Source organism: Candidatus Paracaedibacter acanthamoebae, assembly GCF_000742835.1.
In the GTDB taxonomy this organism is placed as follows: Bacteria; Pseudomonadota; Alphaproteobacteria; order Paracaedibacterales; family Paracaedibacteraceae; genus Paracaedibacter; species Paracaedibacter acanthamoebae.
The window spans coordinates 1,821,933-1,841,859 of the sequence record NZ_CP008941.1 but is presented as its reverse complement, the minus strand read 5'-3'; the positions used below and the strand labels follow the sequence as shown (position 1 = coordinate 1,841,859).

20 protein-coding genes and 1 pseudogene are annotated in these 19,927 nt (G+C 41.7%); 15 read left to right on the top strand and 6 right to left on the bottom strand.

What is annotated here, in order from left to right:
• Window positions 1–65 precede the first annotated feature (65 nt).
• Complete coding sequence (locus ID47_RS08395) at window positions 66–2,441, top strand: sensor histidine kinase (protein WP_198022274.1); 2,376 nt, start codon at window positions 66–68, stop codon at window positions 2,439–2,441.
• Here the strand turns inward: ID47_RS08395 and ID47_RS13955 are convergent.
• Window positions 2,438–3,587 (bottom strand): annotated as a pseudogene (locus ID47_RS13955) (bifunctional 2-C-methyl-D-erythritol 4-phosphate cytidylyltransferase/2-C-methyl-D-erythritol 2,4-cyclodiphosphate synthase). The gene ID47_RS08395 and the pseudogene ID47_RS13955 overlap by 4 nt on opposite strands.
• Entirely contained in the window at window positions 3,557–4,675 is a 1,119-nt protein-coding gene (gene mnmA / locus ID47_RS08385) for a tRNA 2-thiouridine(34) synthase MnmA (RefSeq protein WP_051908773.1), read from the bottom strand. The pseudogene ID47_RS13955 and the gene mnmA overlap by 31 nt, the downstream one beginning before the upstream one ends.
• Window positions 4,676–5,006: 331 nt before the next feature.
• Here mnmA and ID47_RS13295 point away from each other — a divergent pair, with 331 nt between their 5' ends.
• Together ID47_RS13295 and ID47_RS08375 are read left to right on the top strand one after the other, a co-directional pair.
• Complete coding sequence (locus tag ID47_RS13295; RefSeq protein ID WP_038465552.1) at window positions 5,007–5,282, top strand: hypothetical protein; 276 nt, start codon at window positions 5,007–5,009, stop codon at window positions 5,280–5,282.
• 240 nt (window positions 5,283–5,522) lie between these two features.
• A complete protein-coding gene (locus tag ID47_RS08375) occupies window positions 5,523–6,260 on the top strand; it encodes an autotransporter outer membrane beta-barrel domain-containing protein (protein ID WP_038465550.1) in 738 nt (245 codons plus the stop codon).
• Window positions 6,261–6,314: 54 nt separating this feature from the next.
• Here ID47_RS08375 and ID47_RS08370 read toward each other — a convergent pair whose 3' ends face one another.
• Window positions 6,315–8,138 (bottom strand): lytic transglycosylase domain-containing protein, encoded by a 1,824-nt coding sequence (locus ID47_RS08370; RefSeq protein ID WP_038465548.1) that lies wholly within the window; start codon window positions 8,136–8,138, stop codon window positions 6,315–6,317.
• Between the two features lie 27 nt (window positions 8,139–8,165).
• Here ID47_RS08370 and dapA point away from each other — a divergent pair, with 27 nt between their 5' ends.
• The 4 genes from dapA to ID47_RS08350 all read left to right on the top strand — a co-directional run bounded on the left by dapA (window position 8,166) and on the right by ID47_RS08350 (window position 12,559).
• Entirely contained in the window at window positions 8,166–9,044 is an 879-nt protein-coding gene (gene dapA / locus ID47_RS08365) for a 4-hydroxy-tetrahydrodipicolinate synthase (protein ID WP_038465546.1), read from the top strand.
• Between the two features lie 42 nt (window positions 9,045–9,086).
• Entirely contained in the window at window positions 9,087–9,551 is a 465-nt protein-coding gene (gene smpB, locus ID47_RS08360) for an SsrA-binding protein SmpB (RefSeq protein WP_038465544.1), read from the top strand.
• A gap of 6 nt (window positions 9,552–9,557) precedes the next feature.
• Window positions 9,558–11,087 carry a murein biosynthesis integral membrane protein MurJ gene (murJ, locus tag ID47_RS08355; RefSeq protein WP_038465541.1) on the top strand — a complete coding sequence of 510 codons (1,530 nt, stop codon included), beginning with the start codon at window positions 9,558–9,560 and terminating at the stop codon, window positions 11,085–11,087.
• A gap of 236 nt (window positions 11,088–11,323) precedes the next feature.
• Window positions 11,324–12,559 (top strand): MFS transporter, encoded by a 1,236-nt coding sequence (locus ID47_RS08350; protein ID WP_051908772.1) that lies wholly within the window; start codon window positions 11,324–11,326, stop codon window positions 12,557–12,559.
• 130 nt (window positions 12,560–12,689) lie between these two features.
• Here the strand turns inward: ID47_RS08350 and csrA are convergent, their stop codons facing one another.
• The gene (gene csrA / locus ID47_RS12460) at window positions 12,690–12,998 is read right to left on the bottom strand and encodes a carbon storage regulator CsrA (protein WP_075261588.1); all 309 of its coding nucleotides are present in this window, start codon (window positions 12,996–12,998) and stop codon (window positions 12,690–12,692) included.
• Window positions 12,999–13,115: 117 nt separating this feature from the next.
• Here csrA and ID47_RS08340 point away from each other — a divergent pair, with 117 nt between their 5' ends.
• From ID47_RS08340 to ID47_RS08305, 8 genes are all read left to right on the top strand, one after another.
• Window positions 13,116–13,448 (top strand): flagellar basal body rod protein FlgB, encoded by a 333-nt coding sequence (locus ID47_RS08340; protein WP_038465539.1) that lies wholly within the window; start codon window positions 13,116–13,118, stop codon window positions 13,446–13,448.
• Window positions 13,449–13,451: 3 nt separating this feature from the next.
• Window positions 13,452–13,877, top strand: coding sequence for a flagellar basal body rod protein FlgC (gene flgC / locus ID47_RS08335; protein WP_051908771.1), 426 nt, complete (start codon window positions 13,452–13,454; stop codon window positions 13,875–13,877).
• A 10-nt stretch (window positions 13,878–13,887) separates the two neighbouring features.
• Window positions 13,888–14,187, top strand: a complete 300-nt coding sequence (gene fliE, locus ID47_RS08330) for a flagellar hook-basal body complex protein FliE (RefSeq protein ID WP_038465537.1) — start codon at window positions 13,888–13,890, stop codon at window positions 14,185–14,187.
• A 71-nt stretch (window positions 14,188–14,258) separates the two neighbouring features.
• A complete protein-coding gene (locus tag ID47_RS11990; RefSeq protein ID WP_051908770.1) occupies window positions 14,259–14,927 on the top strand; it encodes a phosphoribosyltransferase family protein in 669 nt (222 codons plus the stop codon).
• An 80-nt stretch (window positions 14,928–15,007) separates the two neighbouring features.
• Window positions 15,008–15,868 carry a CPBP family intramembrane glutamic endopeptidase gene (locus ID47_RS08320; protein ID WP_038465535.1) on the top strand — a complete coding sequence of 287 codons (861 nt, stop codon included), beginning with the start codon at window positions 15,008–15,010 and terminating at the stop codon, window positions 15,866–15,868.
• 75 nt (window positions 15,869–15,943) lie between these two features.
• Window positions 15,944–16,291: an NADH-ubiquinone oxidoreductase subunit NDUFA12 family protein gene (locus ID47_RS08315; RefSeq protein WP_038465533.1), complete on the top strand. Its 348-nt coding sequence runs from the start codon at window positions 15,944–15,946 to the stop codon at window positions 16,289–16,291.
• A 287-nt stretch (window positions 16,292–16,578) separates the two neighbouring features.
• Window positions 16,579–17,274 carry a DNA/RNA nuclease SfsA gene (sfsA, locus tag ID47_RS08310; protein ID WP_038465531.1) on the top strand — a complete coding sequence of 232 codons (696 nt, stop codon included), beginning with the start codon at window positions 16,579–16,581 and terminating at the stop codon, window positions 17,272–17,274.
• Between the two features lie 435 nt (window positions 17,275–17,709).
• Window positions 17,710–18,888 (top strand): hypothetical protein, encoded by a 1,179-nt coding sequence (locus tag ID47_RS08305; protein ID WP_038465528.1) that lies wholly within the window; start codon window positions 17,710–17,712, stop codon window positions 18,886–18,888.
• A 103-nt stretch (window positions 18,889–18,991) separates the two neighbouring features.
• On the opposite strand, the gene ID47_RS08300 is transcribed toward ID47_RS08305, so the two are convergent.
• Complete coding sequence (locus ID47_RS08300; protein ID WP_038465526.1) at window positions 18,992–19,312, bottom strand: DUF1476 domain-containing protein; 321 nt, start codon at window positions 19,310–19,312, stop codon at window positions 18,992–18,994.
• Window positions 19,313–19,394: 82 nt separating this feature from the next.
• Window positions 19,395–19,925 (bottom strand): D-alanyl-D-alanine dipeptidase, encoded by a 531-nt coding sequence (gene ddpX / locus ID47_RS08295; protein WP_038465523.1) that lies wholly within the window; start codon window positions 19,923–19,925, stop codon window positions 19,395–19,397.
• Between the last annotated feature and the right edge of the window lie 2 nt (window positions 19,926–19,927).

Genomic DNA, 19,927 nt, shown 5'->3' with positions numbered 1-19,927 from the left:
TTTTTTGGATGAATATAGAGGAAATTGAACCATACATAATAAGTGGGTTTTTCCTTGGAGTGGGAATGGCAATTGTTACAGTGCCCATGCTTCGCTATATTTCACGGTTAAAGCATAAAGTTTATTTGCTGCAAGATCGGCATTATCTTTACAAAATATTAATAGATGGGGCGGTTGAATCCAGATGTTGGTGGCCGAAAGAGGGCGGGGCTCTTGATTATTCTTATAGTTTAATTTCTTTAATGGGGTTGGATCCTCAACAGCCTGTTTTCCTCCAAGATATAATTAATCAATTTACAGCTGATGATGCTTATAAACTCGATCAACATATTCAAAAACTAAAGGATTTTAATGATCCTTTTGAGCTTTCCTTGACAGTGATTGATACCAGAACACTTCTAAAAGTGGTAGGATATTCGTTTAATGAAAATGGCCGGTATCATTTTATTTTAGCCTTTTCAGATGTTACAGATGAAGACTTTTTGCTTGATAAGCTCCACAGCCAGGTTTCAGAATTATATAAAGAACGTAATTTTTATGCAGATATTTTAAATAGTATTCCGATTGCTTTGTGGGGGCGGGATACTAAGGCAAGTCTTATTTACTGTAATCAAGTTTTTGCCGGTATTTTAGATTCTAATCCTGAAGCTGTTATTGCTGAAGGACGTGAACTGATTGATAAAAATCGATCCTTCAACCCTCATGCTTTGGCTCATCGAGCGTTGTCAACGGGCGTGGTGCAATCCAGACGGAGCCATATTGTGGTGGATGGTCATCGGCGTATGATTGAAACAGCAGAGATTCCGATGGCTGATAAGTCGGGGACAATTGGTTATGCCATGGATTTTACCGAGCATGAAGAGGCTCATATTACGTTAGCAAAACATGTAGCGGCTCATCAGGATATCTTGCATAATTTATCCTCACCTATCATTGTGTTCGGAGCAGATCAACGACTTGAATTTTTTAACAAAGCCTATGAAAAATTATTTGAATTTGATGAAAAATATCTTTATTCAAAACCGACGTTTAATGAATTGATGCAAGACCTTCGGGAAAGACGCAAATTACCGGAAGTCTCTGATTTTACTGCTTATCGCAATGCTCAATTAAGTTTATTTAACACCCTCATCACCCCGGTTCAAGAGTTAACACATTTGCCAGATGGTCAAATTTTGAGAATGGTTATCGCCCCCCATCCTTTAGGGGGATTGTTATTCTTATTTGATGACGTGACGGATAAATTAGCTATGGAGCGGCGCTACAATACGTTGATTGCGGTACAAAAGGAAACCTTAGATCATCTATATGAAGGGATTATTGTGCTGGGCAGTGACAATCGTTTGCGTTTATCCAATCCCGCTGTTAGTCAGATTTGGCAAGTCGACGATATTGAGTTAGCCCCTGGTCGCCATGCGGGCGACATCTTGTATGAAATTCGTCATCGTTTTATGGGGTATAGCCACTGGGATCAGTTTAGACAAAAGACTTTGGAAATGTTCCATGTTAGACAACCGGCTAGCGAACGGCTCATCTTAGCGGATCAATCCGTCATCAATGTGTCCTATGTACCATTGCCGGATGGATCGCACATGTTAGGCTTTATTGATGTATCCGATCGATGGCGATTTGAAGAGGCTTTAAGAGAACGTAATGAAGCGCTTGAGCAAACAGATCGGTTTAAGTCAGATTTTATTTCACATGTGTCCTATGAATTGCGCGCCCCACTCAATACCATTATTGGATTTACTGAGATCCTATTAAATCAATATTTTGGCAATTTGAACGAACGTCAAATCAATTATTGTGATGGTATTAATGAGTCATCTCAACGCTTATTGTCGCTTATTAATGATATCATTGACTTTGCCAGTGTGGAGGCAGGGCAGTTAACTTTAAAAATTCAACCAATTGATTTAACAGCATTTCTTGAGAGCTTGATTGCCCTCGTTTATAACCGTTCGAATGATCATGGCTTAGAGATTATCTGTGAAAATACCACGATCGTCGAACGATTTTTAGCGGATGAGCGCCGTCTGAAACAAGCACTTTTTAATCTGTTGATGAATGCGATTAAATTTACCCCTTCCGGCGGCTTAATAAAGTTGACTGCAGGCATAGAGACGGACGAAGACGGAGATTATTTGGTTCTATCTGTGAGCGATAATGGTGTTGGAATGTCCGAAGAAGAAAAGAAAAATGTCTTTGAATTGTTCGATACGGCCCAAGGCAATCGCACCCGCTTTAAGGGGGCAGGCATCGGACTGCCGTTAGTTAAGAGTTTTATTACCCTGCATGGAGGGAATATCCATATAGAATCGGCTCAGGGGCAGGGGACCACTGTCTGGTGCCGAATCCCCTTACTGCAGGAACCGCAGGTTGCTGAATTGAACTTGGTTGCTAAAGACCATGCCTTATCGTCTGCTGCTGCAAGTTTTTAAAGCTGTTTAATGAGAGTCGCTGTTGCTAAAGCGGCCAACCCTTCACCACGCCCTGTAAATCCTAGTTTTTCTGTTGTGGTGGCCTTAACACTGACACTCTCTTTATCGATCTCTAAAATTTGGGAAATTTTTTGACGCATGGTGTCTCGATGAGGGGATACTTTGGGAGCCTCCCCAATGATCGTGACATCTACGTGATTGATGCGATAGTTTTGGTTTTGAGCTAATTGGGCTGCATGCTTAAGAAATTGAGTAGAGTCAGCACCCTTCCAGCGCGGATCATTCGGAGGGAAGTGTTGGCCAATATCTCCTAGACATAAGGCCCCCAAGATGGCATCCGTAAGGGCATGCAAGCCGACATCAGCGTCAGAATGGCCGATGAGAGAAAAACCGCACGGAATTTTGACGCCGCATATGATAACATGCTCACCCTGTCCGATGGCGTGCACATCAAATCCATTGCCCACTCGAATATCCATGTTAATTTCCTTTTAGATCACTGGGGAAAGTAATTTTAATGTTTTCTTCTGACCCCATGACCATGGTAACAGGGATATTAAATTTCTCAAGCAAAGAGGCTTCATCCGTAAATGCATTATCGGTTGTTTTTGTAAAACAATCCAAGAGGACTGGATAGTGAAACCCTTGTGGCGTTTGAGCGCGCCACAAATTTTCGCGTGGCAAAGTTTGTTGAATACGATTGTTAGCAACCAGTTTAATGGTATCAGTGACCGCAATTGCGGGAATGCACCCCGCTGCCATGGTGAGGCCGTCAATGACACGTTTAATAAGATGAGAATCAACAAAGGGGCGGGCGGCGTCATGCACCAAAACATAATCCGGAGCTAAATTCTTAAGAGCATTTAAACCGGCTAAAGTCGATTCAGCTCGGGTGCTACCCCCCCCTACAGGGTCAAGGATGTCTAATCCTTCTGTCGCCTTGATGTAAAAATCATAATGATCGGGGTGGATAACAGCCAACACATCGGTTATGCCCACATCACGAAAAGCATCGATACTGTGGCGAATCAGAGATTTAGGGCCAAGCTCAACATACTGTTTTGGCGTGGTTGATCCAAAACGTGTGCCCGTTCCCGCGGCAACAATAAGAGCCGCTATTTTTTTAGAGTGTCCCGCGCGATCCATCCGCCCCCCAATACTCTGGTACCTTCATAAAAAACGCAAGCTTGGCCTGCGGATACACCATACTCTGGCTCAGCAAATTCTACAACAGCTTCATCTGTCCGTAAGCGACGTACTGTCGCGAGAATTCCAGGATGGGTTGAGCGAATCTTAACAATAAGATTTTGGGGCTCATCAAATCGAGCCACATTTTCCAACCAATTGACGTCCCGGACATACACTTCGTGTTTTGCAAGGGCTTCTTTAGATCCGACGATGACTTGTTTTTTAAGCGGATCAATCTGTACTACATACAGCGGTTCAGCTGCGGAAATGCCCAATCCCTTGCGCTGACCAATGGTATAGTTGATGATTCCTTGGTGATGCCCAAGCAGGCGACCGTCAAGATGAACAATCTCCCCTGCGTCCAAGGCGCCGGGACGCAACCGTTCAACAACAGAAGCATAATTGCCGTTGGGGACAAAGCAAATATCTTGGCTATCGGGTTTATCAGCAACCTTTAGACCAAAACGATGAGCATGCTCGCGTGTTTCGGTTTTAGGCAACCCGCCCAAGGGAAAACGTAAATATTCAAGTTGATCTTGCGTGGTGGTAAATAGAAAATAGCTTTGATCGCGGCTGGCGTCGACAGCCCGGTGCAGTTCACTGTGTCCTATACCCGGCAGACGCTGAACATAATGGCCGGTAATTAAGGCTTGAGCTCCCAAATCGCGAGAAGTTGTTAATAAATCTTTGAACTTAACTTTTTGATTGCACCGCACACACGGAATTGGGGTTTCGCCATTCAGATAGCTATCGGCAAAGTCATCCATGACGCTTTGTTTGAAAACACTTTCATAATCCAAAACATAATGTGGAAATCCCAGCTTGTCAGCTACGGTTCGGGCATCATAAATATCTTGGCCCGCACAGCACGCCCCTTTTTTATCGATCATTTGACCATGATCATAAAGCTGGAGGGTAATGCCGATGACCTGATAACCCGCTTCGACCATTAAGGCTGCAGTAACGGATGAATCAACACCGCCGGACATGGCTACTGCCACCAACGAGCCATCTGCTATGCCATCGAGTTTAAAAGTGTTCGTCATATGGTATCTCTTTTATTTTACGCCCAAGCGACGGTAGGAGCCTTGAGCCTAATTGACTATAAGGATTTTCTACCCGGCCTGCCAAGTAAATTTATTTGGTAGTTTAGAATTCAGTTCCCAACCCTTTCTCGTCGTCTAGTTAGGAAGTCAATTATATATGGTATATAATGATTTTTCTTGGTTTTTTCAAGAAAGGTATCACGAGTCCATGATATGTCCAAGGTAAATAGTACATTAATTGTTCAATGAGAAGATGGAAGTACCAATAGAAAAAAGGAGTACTTCCAATAAGCAGAGTAACGACAATTGAGGCTGCTTTTAAAGATGAAATTTGAAGAAATTTACTACCCTGTGTTCCGGAGAATTAATCACCGAAGAAGCGGCAAGCTTGCTCTTCATAAGTTCTTGGACATTTTTAAGGAAGCGAAACCGCTACGAAGAAGAGGATTTTGATGGCACTTTTGATCGACGACTGGGGAAAAAGCCGGGCGCCGAGCCTCAAAAACAGAGGCAGCCGATTTGGGCCAACTGTATAAAGAGCATTTTACGGATTATAATGTGCGCCATTTTCACAGTATTGCCCGTCGGAATTATGGTCAAAAAATAAGTTACAGTTGGGCCAAGGCTACCCTAACGAAAGCAAGCTTAATCATCAAAAGTACTCGCGGTGGTAAGCACCGCAAGAGACGCTCGCGCCATCCCATGGCTATAGCTTATCTTTGCTGCTTTTATGTCTAATCATTAGGGACCACTTCTATCCCACCTAACGCCTATGCAAAAGCTGCATGCAGCAGCTTTCAACAATTCTACTTTCAACTCCTTTTAATTTTGGGAGGATTACCCTCATATGGGAGTTGATTACAAAGTTCGAAATAACCTATTAGTGGGGGTAACAGCAGGCTATCAATACATGAATTATCGCTTCCGACACGGGATTGGAGTGGGTAATATCAGAAGTTATCAGATGGGCCTTTATGGATCTTGGCAAGCTTATAAAAACTGGTATGTCGATGGTTTAGTATCCTATGGTTACAATCTCTTTAAAGGCAAAAGGATTCTTAATTTTGCGAGGTTCACACAGCAGGCATCTCAGCGCCATCCTGGTCAGCAAGTGGGTGCCCTTTTTGAAACAGGTTATGATGTCAAGCTTGATAATAAACTGTTTCTAACACCCCTCCTTAGTTTTGGAACCTTATATCAACATGAAGCTCATTATCGGGAACAAGAAGCAGGAACGCTTGGTTTAGTGGTGGCGCCTCAGCGCAGTACTTTCTACCAAAGCAAAGCAGGGGCACAACTGTCGAAACTAATTAAGCAACGTGACACTGAACTTTATGGTTACATAAAGCTTTCCTATAACCACATCCAGGCGTTCGGTAAACAAAAGTTAACGCTAAATTTTAAGGGTAATGACGAACAATTTACGGTTTATGGCGCAAATAAACCCGCGAATTTAGTGAGTCCAACAGTTGGTCTAACGACATTATTTAAAAATAAAGTTTATCTCACGGCTGATTACAGTGGCAACTTTGGTAAAAAATATAGATCGCATGAAGCCTTTATTAAAATAGGGAAAAAGTTTTAAGAAAAAGAGATAGCTCAAACCCATCTCTTTTTAAACGGAGATATCGACTAATTTCTATCGGTAACAGTGATAGTTTTCCAAAACACGCTGGACATAGTTGCGGGTTTCGGCATAAGGAATGAGCTCAACCCAGTCGATAACATTCACACCCGTCGACCTTGGGTCACCAAATTGATCAACCCACTCATCCACAGCAGTAGCCCCTGCATTATAGGCTGCTGCTGCAAGGATGAGAGAGCCGCGATATTTATCCATTAAATCTTTTAAGTGATGAGAGCCCACCTGAACATTATGCTGGGGATCGGTGAGTTTTTTTTTCTTGATCTTATAGCGTTGTTCGGTAAGAGTTGCTGTTGCTGGCATCAATTGCATTAAGCCGGTGGCACCAGCAGAACTGACTGCATCAGGTTGGAATCGGCTTTCTTGACGAATGATGGCATGAGCAAATGCCGGTTCAACCGTCTGGCGGGGAATGGTGATGCGTGGGTAGGCTGCCGGAATGACGGGATACTCAGTCTTCATAATTTTCTTATACACCTTAAGGGCATTATGCTTGCCTGATTTGTCACGAATAATTTCAGTAAGAAGAGCTTGCTCTTCGGGATGTTGCAGTTGCTCTCCCAGCTTTAGAGCAAAGGCTTCGGCTGTGGATTGCTCCCCAATTTCTTGCAAGAGGCGCATATATTTATAAATCTCGCGGGATTCTAAAGTGCGCCGAACGCTTAAATCGATGGTCAAGGGTTTAGGCTTAACGGTTGGTGTTTTGCCTGTTAATTCTTTATGAGCTAATTGGCCGTAGTAGGTTGCGATATGCTTTTTAGCCTTTGTCCACCAGGATTGGGCTTGGGCCGGATCTCCTAAATCTTTATGAACACGGCCCAACCAATATTGGGCCCGTGCAACACTCACGGGCGTTGAGACATTCTCATTCAAGCGTTCGAAGTGAGCTTTAGCTTGTTCTGGGTTTTTCAAGAATCGAAGGGATAACCAACCCGCTAACCATTCCGCCGTGGCAAAGTTTTCGCCTCTTTTAAGACCATGATTCTTGATGGTGTCATAGGCCGCTTGATATTTTTTATCTTCTAAGAGTCGACGAGCGATAAGATTACGTTCTGTCCACAGCAGCTCGGGATTCTCATGATCAGTAAGTTCCTTTAATAGGTCTGAGGCTTTTTTATCGAATCGATTTTTCCGATAAAGACGAGCTTGCTCAAATTTAAGATAGGGATCTTGCAGAAGGTCAGCTTTAAGGACGGTTGCACCTTTTATTAAGCTCAGGCGGGCATCCAAGATTGTCCTGGATTTTTTCGATACGTTTGCCTGGATTAGCTCTGCTGCTGCAATTTGATTGCTATCGATCAGAGCATGAGCTTTTCGTTGCAAGATTTCGTCATTCAATAAAGGGCGATAAGTCGTGATGAATTTTTGAAGATCAATCATCATGATCTCATTATCTATAAACGCTTGACGGAATTTTTGATCATCATATTGCTTTTGAGATAACAAGGCTTGGCCAAAGGCTTGTAAGCCCTTTAAGCTGATAGGAGGCATGCGACGGAACCAGGAAATCGTTTGAGGTGCAGGCGGCGGTGTCTTATAAAGTTCTTTTTCGATCTGGCGCTGAATTGTTGAGAGGCGTGGCCATGTCGGATGCTTATCGATAAAAGCCTTAGCTGCTGAAAAGCTTGCTGTTTTTTGGGCACGCAACCACATTAAGAGAGTATGACTTTTGGGGCAGTTAGCCTTATCAATCGTGACACCGTCCGGATTTTGTCGAATGGCCTTTTTCAATTGAGCACCACATTTTGCTGCTTCATTGGCATGGTTTTGTGTTACAGTCAGTGATAGAATAATAAAGCTAATGAATAGTTGACGCATTGTTGCACCATCAGTAAGGGAATAAAAATGAAACTCTCAGGCTCCATTGTCGCTCTAATCACGCCATTTCACAATGGTGAAGTTAATGTAACAGCTTTAAAAAATTTAGTAGAGTGGCATCTGGCGGAAGGAACGCAAGGAATTGTTGCCTGTGGATCAACGGGTGAAGCCGCCTTGCTAACAACCAAAGAGCGCCGGGTCGTCTTAGAAACTGTTGTTGCGGCGGCTGCAGGCCGGATCCCTGTCATTGCAGGGTGCGGTGCGCCATCGACCCATGAAACACTGGCAATGATGGTTGAGGCTAAGGAAATTGGATGCGATGCAGCTTTGGTGGTCACGCCCTACTATGTTAAGCCTATGCCCGAAGGCGTATATCAGCACTTTAAAGTCTTAAATGATGTTGGATTGCCAATTGTTTTATACAATAACCCCGGGCGAGCTGTGACAGGATTGTCCGTTGATACGGTGGTGCGATTGGCTGAGTTGTCGATGGTGATTGCCATTAAGGATTCTTGTGACGATTTAACACGGGTCATTAAAATGCGCCAACGGATTATGAAGGACTTTAGCTTTCTCTCTGGGGATGATCCCATTGCAACGGCTTATATTGCTCAAGGTGGTGATGGCGTGGTGTCGGTGAGTGCCAACGTTGTGCCACGTTTGAATCAGCAAATTATGCAGGCATGGAAGAGTAAAGATTTAGAGACATTTGCCACTTTGCGCGATAAATTATTAATGGTGCATGAATCCATGTTTGTTGAAACAAGTCCAAGCCCTATTAAATATGCGGTATCCCGGCTTGGTTTTTGTGGTTCTGAGGTTCGTTTACCATTGGTCCCGGTGACCGAATCTGCTAAAGAGATCGTGGATCATGCGCTGAAAACCATTGGTTTAGTGGCAGCTTAATAGCTAAGGATATAATATTTAAAAGAGAAAAAGAGCAAGGCCATGACAAAAGAACATGCTCATAGAATAGTGGCGCAAAATCGCCGCGCCCGATTCGATTATTCCATTATTGAAGAAATTGAAGCGGGCATTGTATTGACCGGCAGTGAAGTCAAATCTTTGCGCGGCGGGCGTGCCAGTATTAACGAAACTTATGCCGGTGAAATGCAGGGTGAAATTTTCCTCTTTAATGCCAATATTCCCATCTACGAGCAGGCCAATCAGTTTAATCACGAACCTAAACGGCCGCGCAAGTTATTGTTGCATAAGCGGCAGGCAAATAAATGGATGGGGGCCATTCAACGCAAAGGGATGACCTTGGTGGCCTTATCTGTGTATTTTAATAATAAAGGCCGCGCCAAGGTTGCCTTGGCTTTAGCTAAGGGTAAGAATACTGTGGATAAGCGTGCGACAATTAAAGAGCGAGATTGGAGCCGTGATAAGGCTCGGATTCTGCGTGGAGCTTAAGTTTTTATGCGAATATTACGTCATATCATCACCATTAGCGGCTTTACTTTTATGAGTCGGATCTTTGGACTAGTGCGAGAAATTATGATTGCTCGCTTTTTGGGTGCTAGTCTCGTTACAGATGCCTTTTTTGTGGCTTTCAAGTTTCCTAATTTCTTTCGACGCATTTTTGCTGAAGGGGCTTTTAATGCGGCTTTCGTTCCTCTAATTTCACGCAAATTAGTGAGTGAGGGCCGAGACCAGGCTAAGGTTCTAGCGGAAGTGGTGTTTTCAGTAATGCTAGCCTTTTTAACCGTATTTGTTTTGCTGGTTGTTATCTTTACACCTGCAATTATCCATGTGTTAGCACCAGGCTTTGCAACAACACCAGAGCGTCTGGACTTAGCGATAACGTTTACTCGCATCACGTTTCCTTATATATTATTCATTTCATTGGCGGCCCACTTATCGGGCGTCTTAAATTCTTTTGATCGCTTTGCTGCTGCGGCAGGGGTGCCAATTCTCTTAAATATTGTGATGATTTTGTCTTTGTTGATTTGCCCTTATGTCGATCTTTCTTATGGGGTAGGGTTGTCAATAGCCGTGGTGGTAGCGGGAATAGTACAATTGCTTTGGCTCTATCTGGCCTGCTGGCGTATGGATTTCCGCATTCGGTTGCGGTGGCCACGATTAACGCCCGACGTGAAAGAACTATTGCGTCTAATGGTGCCAGGGGCCATCGGAGCGGGTGTGATGAATATCAATCTTTTTGTTGATACCATTTTGGCATCCTTTCTGCCGGAAAAATCAGTTTCTTATATCTTTTATGCAGATCGTTTGAACCAATTGCCTTTATCCATTTTTGGGATTGCTGTTGGTACGGCTCTATTGCCTTTATTGTCGCGGCAACTCAAAGCAGGGGAGTATGAAAAAGCAATCCGGAATAAGCTATTAGCGACGGATGTGGCGTTGCAATTGACTATTCCGGCGGCTGTGGGTTTAATTATGCTCAGCTATCCGTTGATTCATATAATTTATGGAATGTCGTTTAGTGATACGCAAGCAACCGCCAGAGCGTTGGCGGCTTTTGCTATAGGAATTCCAGCGTATGTCTTAAATAAAGTTTTTGTAACAGGTTTTTTTGCGCGTCAGGATACCAGAACGCCGGTAAAAATTGCGATTGGATGCATCTTTTTAAACCTGTTCTTAAATCTCACTTTAATGGGATATTTAGGTCATATAGCGCTGGCTTTATCTACTTCCTTATCGGCATGGGCAAACACGATTGCTTTGTATGGCGTCTTGAAAAAAAGAGAGTGGTTTGCTCTTTCGCGCGGCGTTAAATTGACCTGCTTAAAAATTATTTTTATCTCCATGATGATAGGGGGTATTTTATGGCAACTGGAGGATGCTTATGATCCTTGTTGCATGACAAAATGGCAGGAGCTCACCTATGTTGCTACCCAGGTAGGTATAGGAATTGCCACTTATGTCTTATTGGGGGTTATTTTAAAAATTATTGATATTTCAAGAGTTAAAGCAGCCTTAGGGCGATAATTATCCGAAGATAGCCGGGTTTCTTACGGTGTAGGGCGTCTCTCAACAAACTTGACTTTTTGCCTCCTAGGTGTCATTGTCTAGATACAGACAAGATTCGACTTTTCAATACTATTAGGTTTAACTTGATCAAAGGTTTTTTCAAAAAAAATCTCAATCCTTTGTTTTTTCTAATGGTATCGTTTAAGCAATTGTTCCACCTTGTTTTTATAACTTCCATGCCAGGGATAGAGTGAATGAATAATCATACCAATAATAACTCCCATCTCCCTCAAATCCCCAGGCCAATTTGGGGCATTGGACTTGCTGTCTTTTTCGTTAACCTCTCTTCTGTTATGGTGCGCAGTATTTCTGCTGTTTATATGAAAACAATCTTGGGGGCAGGCTCTGGATTAATTGGAACCATAGAAGGCATCGTCGAAATGTTGTCTTACCTCATGAAAATGATGTCAGGCGTTTTCAGTGATTACCTGCGGCGACGAAAATTTATTATTGTTCTGGGCTATACATTCATGTTCCTAAGTCGTCCCCTCATTGCGGCTTTTGGTAACATGCAGGCGGTGATTGCGGCTCGAATCCTAGATCGGTTGGGAAATGGTATTCAAGCGTCACCTCGGGATGCTTTGGTAGGGGATTTGGCTCCTAAATCTATTCGCGGCGCCTGTTATGGTTTGAGGGTTAGCTTAGGGACAGCCGGGTCATTTGCCGGCGCCGTGTTTGCTTTATGTTTGATGCTTTTGCACAACGAAGATTATTTAATGGTTTTTTGGTTGGCGGCAATTCCAGCATTGATTTCTGTTCTTATCCTGGTTTTCTTTATTAAGGAGCCAGAACAAAATATTAAACCAGCTGATCTTAAAGCGCGCCATCCAATTCATATGGAAGATATTCCGAGACTTGGTCGTCCATACTGGCTGCTGATGATTGTGGTTGGTGTGTTCATGATTGCCCAATTGGGAGAACCAATTATGGTGCTACATGCCCATGAAAACTTTCAATTGTCTGGTAAGTATATCCCCCTTATTTTGATTGTTTACAACTCAACCTATTCGTCTATTTCGTACCCCGCAGGAAAGTTATCTGATAAGATTGGCCGCATTAATATGTTGATTGTTGGGTTTTGTTGTCTTTTGGCTGGCGATCTATTTTTAACCGCGGCAACAGATCTGTGGATGATCTTTGTGGGGATAGCGTTGTGTGGTGCTCAGATGGCGGTTACGCAAAGTATATTTATGTCTTTGATAGCCGATTGTGTACCAGAAGATTTGCGGGGAACAGGATTTGGCGTTTTCTATCTCATCTGTGCGATCTCTGTCTTGATTTCCAATACGGGTGCAGGCTTTATCGCAGAAAGCATGGGCGAAAGGTATGCTTTTGCAGCTTCGCTCGCGGTTGCTAGCTTGGCTCTAACAATTCTTCTATTTTTTGCTAGAAAAATTGCTCCTAGAGAAAAACTACCTCTCTCAGCATAACCTCGCACGCTAGACGCACAGGTTACTTTTTGCGACTAAATGACGAGGATTTTTGGGGAAATATTTTCCCATTATCTAAAAAGGAATATCACAATTATTCAGGAGAAAATTTAGCTGAATGCGCTCCCTTTTACCGAGACGCCCGTCTGTCGGAATCTAAGGCTATGTCAGAGGAGAGGGACGACTCCTGGCTATCAGAAGAGGATTCTATTTCCGAAGAATGAGTGGTGGACAGGTATTGCTTAATTTTATCTGCTTGAGCTGCTGCATTTTTGTTTTCTTGCTGGATTCTGTCATGAATTTCTTTTCTAAGGATGCGGCTTGTTTTTGGGTAATCAAAACTTAATTTGACAATGCTGCCGCGAATTTCAGAAATGGTTAAGGTTATTTCGTCATCAATAATAATTGATTCGCCAATTTTCCGTGTTAGAAATAGCATACTGAACCTCTTGTTCTTGTTTGAATAAGCATAAAAAATTATTTAAATAAATTTAACCACATTTTTAATAAAAAATTAAGTTAAATATCAGATCCTGATTATGTAAGGAGACGATATATGGCTATTCAAGGGAATGTTTTAACCAATTTAGTTAATAAAATGTCGTGGAATATTGCTCGCAGTCAGCGATTGAATGCGAATATTGCTAATTTTGATATACCCGGTTATGAGCGTAGGGAGGTGGAGTCTTATGAAAAATCTGTCCGTTACTCTGCGGCAACTTATCAGCCGATTCTCCATATTAAAGAAGTGACCCAGGGAGTGGAAATGTCCCGGGAAAATGAGATGCTCCAGCTGACAGAAAATGCAACTAATTATCAAGCGAACCTAAATATATATAAAAAATATCTGGGACTATTAAAAACAGTTATTGGTAAGGTGGGAGGTTAGGCTATGGCGTCAACTATTTCCCCCTTCAATCAATCTCTTCAAGCGTCAGCGTCTGGTATGGCGGCTCAAAGCAAGCGCCTACAGATTATTACAGAAAATATAGCCAATGCTGAGTCAAAGGCGGCAGCTCCCGGCGGCCAACCTTATCGACGCAAAACTATTGCCTTGGGAGCGGCAAAGGATATGCAAACAGGGCTATCAACAGTCAAAGTGAAAAAAATTGGGACAGATCCAACGGCTTTTAAAGAAGTGTATGCGCCCCAAGATCCGATGGCTGATGAACGCGGCTATGTGCAAATGCCCAATGTGAACCCTATGGTTGAAATGGTTGATATGCAAGAAGCGCGACTGAGTCATGAAGCGAACGTTGAGGCCTATAAAAAATCATTGAAAATGATAGAAGACACAATTGGGATATTAAGAAATTAAAGGATAAAGAATGTCAATTATTGGAACAGGCTCAGTTTTTAGCCAATATAATAAAATTGCTGGTATGGCAGGGCAAAAGAAAGCCGTACAAGGTCCGGGGTTTCAGGACATCTTGTCGCAGTCTTTAAAAAATACCTCTCAAGCCATTAAATCCAACGAACAATTGGCTAAACAACAAGTTGTTGATCAAGTAGATTTAACAAAACTGACAACGAGTACAGCTCAGCTTGATGTAAAAATTGCTGAAATTACAGCCTTTAGAGATAAAATCCTGGGTGCAATCCAAGAATTGTTAAAGATGCAGGCCTAAAAGAATTTAGCTGAAACTTATTTGAAATGCTAACCGTGTCCTGCCGTTTACCGTTAACACAGGAGGTTTTTATGGTTAGAGAAATTTTGAAGGAAATAATCTGTATGATGATGGTAACATCCATCTTTTCAAATCAAGAGACATTCACTTTAAAGATCGGTGATTTTGAAAAAGCTTATCCCATTCGACAACCAAAATCCGGCGCCCCTGTCAAGATTGCTTATGTCAATGATTTTGCGGATAATATGGCTTTATTGAGAGCAACTACAAAGGGCCTCCGCGAAAAAATCAAAGCTCAGAATTTAATACAGCAAATCGATATAGTGGTTATTCCTGGAGATAAAGCAAATGCCTTGGGTGCCCTTCTGGTGGAGAAATTATCGATCGATAATCCCCATCTTAAACTTGTAATTTTTAGAACGACCGATAAAGGTGGTACGATAAAAAGTGTGAACTATCAATCGCTAACAAGTTCGACTGCAAAAAAACTCTATGCGAGTGAGTATCATCAACATTTAATCCAAGGCAAAAATGTGATGATTATGGATGATGTTATTTCCACGGGGGCTACTGTGAAGGCTGCGGCTGAACTGGTCAACATATTGGGTGGTAAAGTCAAGGCTTATGCATGCGGGGCTACGGAAGGGGAAAAAGATCTAGCATCAGAAATATCAGGCAAAGAAACTTTTGATGGACTGCCCTTTTTTAAGGTGGCACATTTTCCTCTAATTAAAATTTAGCATGCATTAACCTTGATATAAGTGAGGGTTTGCTTCATTATGATCAACAGTTTTTAACTTTTTAAAGTGATTGACAAATAATGGATGATTTACAACTTTCCCTTTTCCTATTGATTTGCCTGAGTATTATCTCCTGGTGGATTGCACCGCGCTGGGTTTCAGCTATGGGTGCCACTTTAAGTGCGGCATACGCCTATTGGTTAGGCTATGTTGATGGGCTGGGCCTCCTCGTTCTCGCGGGTATAGGTTTAATGCTGCGGGGTTACTATACAGTATATAAGCTAGCTGGTTTGCCAAAATTGGCTTTAGGCATGGTCTTAGTGGGGGCTACTTTTACGGTTTACCAGCACTTTATGCCCGGTTTTTACAATTTTATGGTTGCTAATCAGATCCATCTCAGCCCAACGTCATCTCCTTATACAGCCTATGTGAATATAGATAAAGCTTTGGTAGGACTTATTTTTTTGCTTTATTTTCCTGCCTTTAACCGCTCTTTAAAAGAATGGCTGACATCGGCACGGTATGTCCCTTTACCGCTACTGATTGTATCTTTGCTGTTAATTGGCAGTGCCTATGCAATTAAATATATCCAGTTTGATCCAAAGTTTCCGTCTATTTTATGGTGGTGGATTCCTTTAAATCTATTGTTTGTCTGTGTGGCCGAGGAAGTTTTTTTTCGCGGATTTATTCAGCGTGAAATTAGCAATGCTCTAGGTAATTATAAGTATGGTCAGGCATGGTCTATCGGTATAACGGCCCTTATTTGTGGAGCAGCCCATTACAGGGGAGGGATTTCTTTTGTCTTTTTATCGGGTTTAGCTGCGATTGTTTATGGGTATGTCTTTGTAAAGAGTGAACGGTTAGAGACCTCTATTCTTGTTCATTTCTTTGTTAATTTCATTCATATCTTGGCGTTTAGTTATCCTTCTGTGAGTCGGTAGATTAAAAGACTCTATGGACTATCAATATCGATCATGCGATATTGGTGAATAAAGATATTAAATCGTGAGGGGCATATGGATCTAGGGACACATTTGTTTACTTGGTGGCGCGGACAATTTATCGGTGAAGATGAATTTGGTAATCGCTATTATCAAGATAAGAAAAAGAATGGTCGGGGGATTTATCGTCGATGGGTTATCTATAAAGGTGATAATGAGGCCTCTAAGGTTCCAGCGGACTGGCATGGATGGTTACATCATACAAACCCTGAACCACCGCAACCGCGTAAACGGTATTATTGGGAAAAAAATCATCAGCGCAATTTAACAGGAACGCGATTTGCCTACCGTCCTAAAGGATGGGGGATAAATAATGCAACGGTTAAAAAAAGCTATGAAGCCTGGTCTCCTGACGCTTCGTAAAGGTTTAAATATTAAACGCAATTTGCCAAATTATAGTGGGGAGTTTCTTGATCAGGCGTGAGGGGCGATCTAAGAATTCTCTCTAACTTATTTCTCAATTTAATTGACTGTTATAAATACTCCACCAAATAGCAAGAGTCAAAAGGCTGACGTCAAATTTGACGTGAGGAAAGACCATCTTCCAGGTCAACAAACAACTAAAATCAGCCTGATTATTGCAACAGGGTTGTTCATGGCCTGATGTTGTCGTATTCTCAACTCAAATAATTTTAATAATAGAGTTGGCGATGAAATTTGCTCAGCCTTTAGTATCTGGTAGACTGGTAAAACGCTATAAACGGTTTTTAACAGATGTCATTTTGGATACGGGTGAGGAAGTGACAGCTCATTGCACCAGTACGGGCGCCATGCTGGGTTTGTTAAACGAGGGAGCCCGAGTGTGGCTAAGTCCCGCCAGCAATCCTGATCGCAAGTTAAAGTATACTTGGGAAATGGTCGAAAGTGACGGCGTCAAGGTGGGGGTTAATACGGCCCACCCTAATCATCTGGTGGCAGAAGCAATTGCTGGTAACGTCATTCCAGAATTAATGGGCTATACAACGGTTCGCCGCGAAGTAAAATATGGTCAAAACTCCCGGATCGATTTGTTATTAGATAATGGTCCTCAGCCGCCCTGTTACGTCGAGGTAAAAAATGTTCACTTGCGTCGGAGTGGATTAGCAGAATTTCCAGATGCTGTAACAGAACGGGGAGCAAAACATCTGCGTGAAATGTCGGAAATTGTTAAGCAAGGCGGCCGCGCGGCAATGGTCTATGTGGTGCAGCGAGATGACTGCGAGGTTTTTAATCTAGCCCATGATATCGATCCTCTGTATGCCCAGACCGCAGCCACTGTCTTTGGTGAAGGTGTAGAAGCGTATGTTTATGCGTGTGATATGCAAGAAGACGGAATCAATCTTTATCGACGGATGTTAAAAAAATAAAGAAGGGGATAAGGAAAGTCTATTTATAGCTTCAATAATAAACTAATGTATGAAAAATAATCTGTCCCCCTTCAAGCGCCTTTATAAATTTTCTTTCAAGAAAGAGGGGAAGAAGAATAATTTTTTTTGAAATATTAAAATTTTAATTTTTTTGATGTATACAAAGAATTTATTTTCTTTCTTTATATTGAATTAGAAAAATTACCGCCTGTAGAACAGACTAGAACAGACACTTTTTTGAATTTTTAGTACCCTCAGGTTTTTGTGCTTAATATTTCATGGATAAATGTAAATATAAAATGATGGGGCTTATTACTAATTTTTTTGCCAAAATAAATTTAAGTGTTTGACTATGGCTTGCTTTGTTATTATTTAAATGCAAGAGCTTATTATTATAGTTCTTTAAAAAATTAATTTTAAGAAAAAGAGAGATTAATGTATAAGAAAAATATTTTAGCTGTTATGGCTATGTCAATTGCACAATTAGGTGGCGTTTCGGCTCAACAGAATGCGTATCGTGATAGTTCAGCTTTTAACCCAGAAAACACACATTTTTCACAACTGGACACTATCAAAACATGGGTTGCAGATAAGCACTATGATGAGGTGGAATTAATGAGCAAATTGCAGCAAAATGTAGCCATGACTGTTCCTCAAAATCCGTTTTCTTTACATTTTATGCTGCCAGTAAAAAATAATCCAGAGGACAAGCGCTATTTTGGAAAATCCTTTAGAACTCTGGCTGCTGTAGAGCTTCCATTTTTACAATATGTAAAACAACTTTCTGCAGAGAGAGAAATCACTACTTTAGAAATTGCTGCCTCAATAGGGATGGTTTCTGTGAAAGTTCCTTTTGCATTTGGTCATAAAGGGACACATTATGTTAATGATCTAAGTGCTGAAATGCTTAATAACGAGTTTCAAAAATTGGTAAATAGCCGATTAGGAGGAACTGCATTAAAAGAACATTTAAAAATTCTACCGGCTGATTGTTTCCATCTTCTTGAGCAAGAACCGAGTTTAAGAAATAAAGTTGACGCTATTTATGTCCAAAACTTGGAACATTTTTTTAATCCAGTTCAACATCAATTATTCTTATCGGTGCTTGATGATTTGCTAGCAGAAAATGGCCAAGCGTTTCTATGTGCCCATAGTTTTAAATTTGGTATAGATACAAGCCATCCTCTTTTTAAATTATATTCTTCTAGAAAATCCGAAGGGGATGTTTATCCAGGATTTGCAGCATATGATGTAGAATTTACAGGAATATATCAAACTCAAGCAACGTTAGGTAATCCCGTTATTTCTAAGGTAAGCCGTCCTAGTGATGATACTGAAATTAAAAAAATTGATATAGGTACTCCCCGGATGATTGGATCTGAGGTTGTTTCCCCCATGGGAAGAGTCGAATTGTTCAAAATGAAGCAACATATTACTGAAAATTCATTTTCTCCTTCAATATATCGTAATGCGGTCGCTTTACATCCTCATCTTGAGGTGACAGATGCCTTTTTTATGGATGGAAACGGTAATCGGATAGAGAAATGGGGAAAGGATGTAACTCATGCTGTTGCAATTGTCAAAAAGAAAACGAGTGTATCTATAGAGGAATAAGGACAATAAACGCTATAGAGCATTAGTCCCATAAAAAAAGAGAGTTCTTACTAAATTGGAGAACTCTCTTTTCCGTTATTATAGCTATCTGTCTCGATATAAGTCATTGTTGAGATTTTATTTTCTCTTCAGCAAGCAGAAGTTGCTTTTCGATTTCTTGACGGGTCATCGAGATGCCGTGTGTCTCAAAATCAGCGATGAGTTTGCGAATGATGTCTTCATCGCCGGGTTCTTCTAAATCAGCAACGATGACTTCTTTGGCATATCGTTTAGCCTTTTCATCATCATAACCAAATATTTCGGCAGCCCATAAGCCAACCGTGTGATCGCGTTTTACATTAATATCAAAAGAATGTTTTTCCTGATTAGCATAGCGTTGTTCTGCAATTTTCTCCTTAGACCCTGTTAAGTGAACTGTAGGCATGGTGTCTCCTAATCGTAAACTTGACCTCTTAATACCCCACCATATCCATAAAGTGGTTAAAAAGATCTTAAGGACAGCAAGGTTATCGATTAGGAATTAAATCAAATTGACGCGGATTGAAAAGTTGATAATGCCACCACTCATTGATATACAAATCCCAACCCGCACTCATCATGATGCCCAGCAGTTTATAACGGTTATGGGCAGCTTCAGCTGAGATTTGGGTAGTCCCATGGTGTGAAGTGACTTCAAAACTATCAAATGGAGTACCCATATCAAGTTCTTGATTATTTTGGTCAATCAGGGTTAGGTCAATGGCAATGCCTCGGGTATGGTGAGAGCCTCTCTCTGGTGGCGCAATATAGTCGGGATTGGGGCAAACCGCCCATAAACGTTCCTGAGCATATTGGGGGCGGTGGGCATCGAAAATCTTGAACCGCAAGCCTTGTTGAGCAGCAAGTTCAATGGCTTTTTCTAAAAGATTTAAGGCTTCGGGACGTAAAAAACAGCGATTGCAATCATAAATTGGTTGGTTGGTAAAATTATTCGCTGTTGCATATCGCATATCAAGAGCTATATTATGAGAAGCTTCTGTAATTTCAATAAGTGACATAA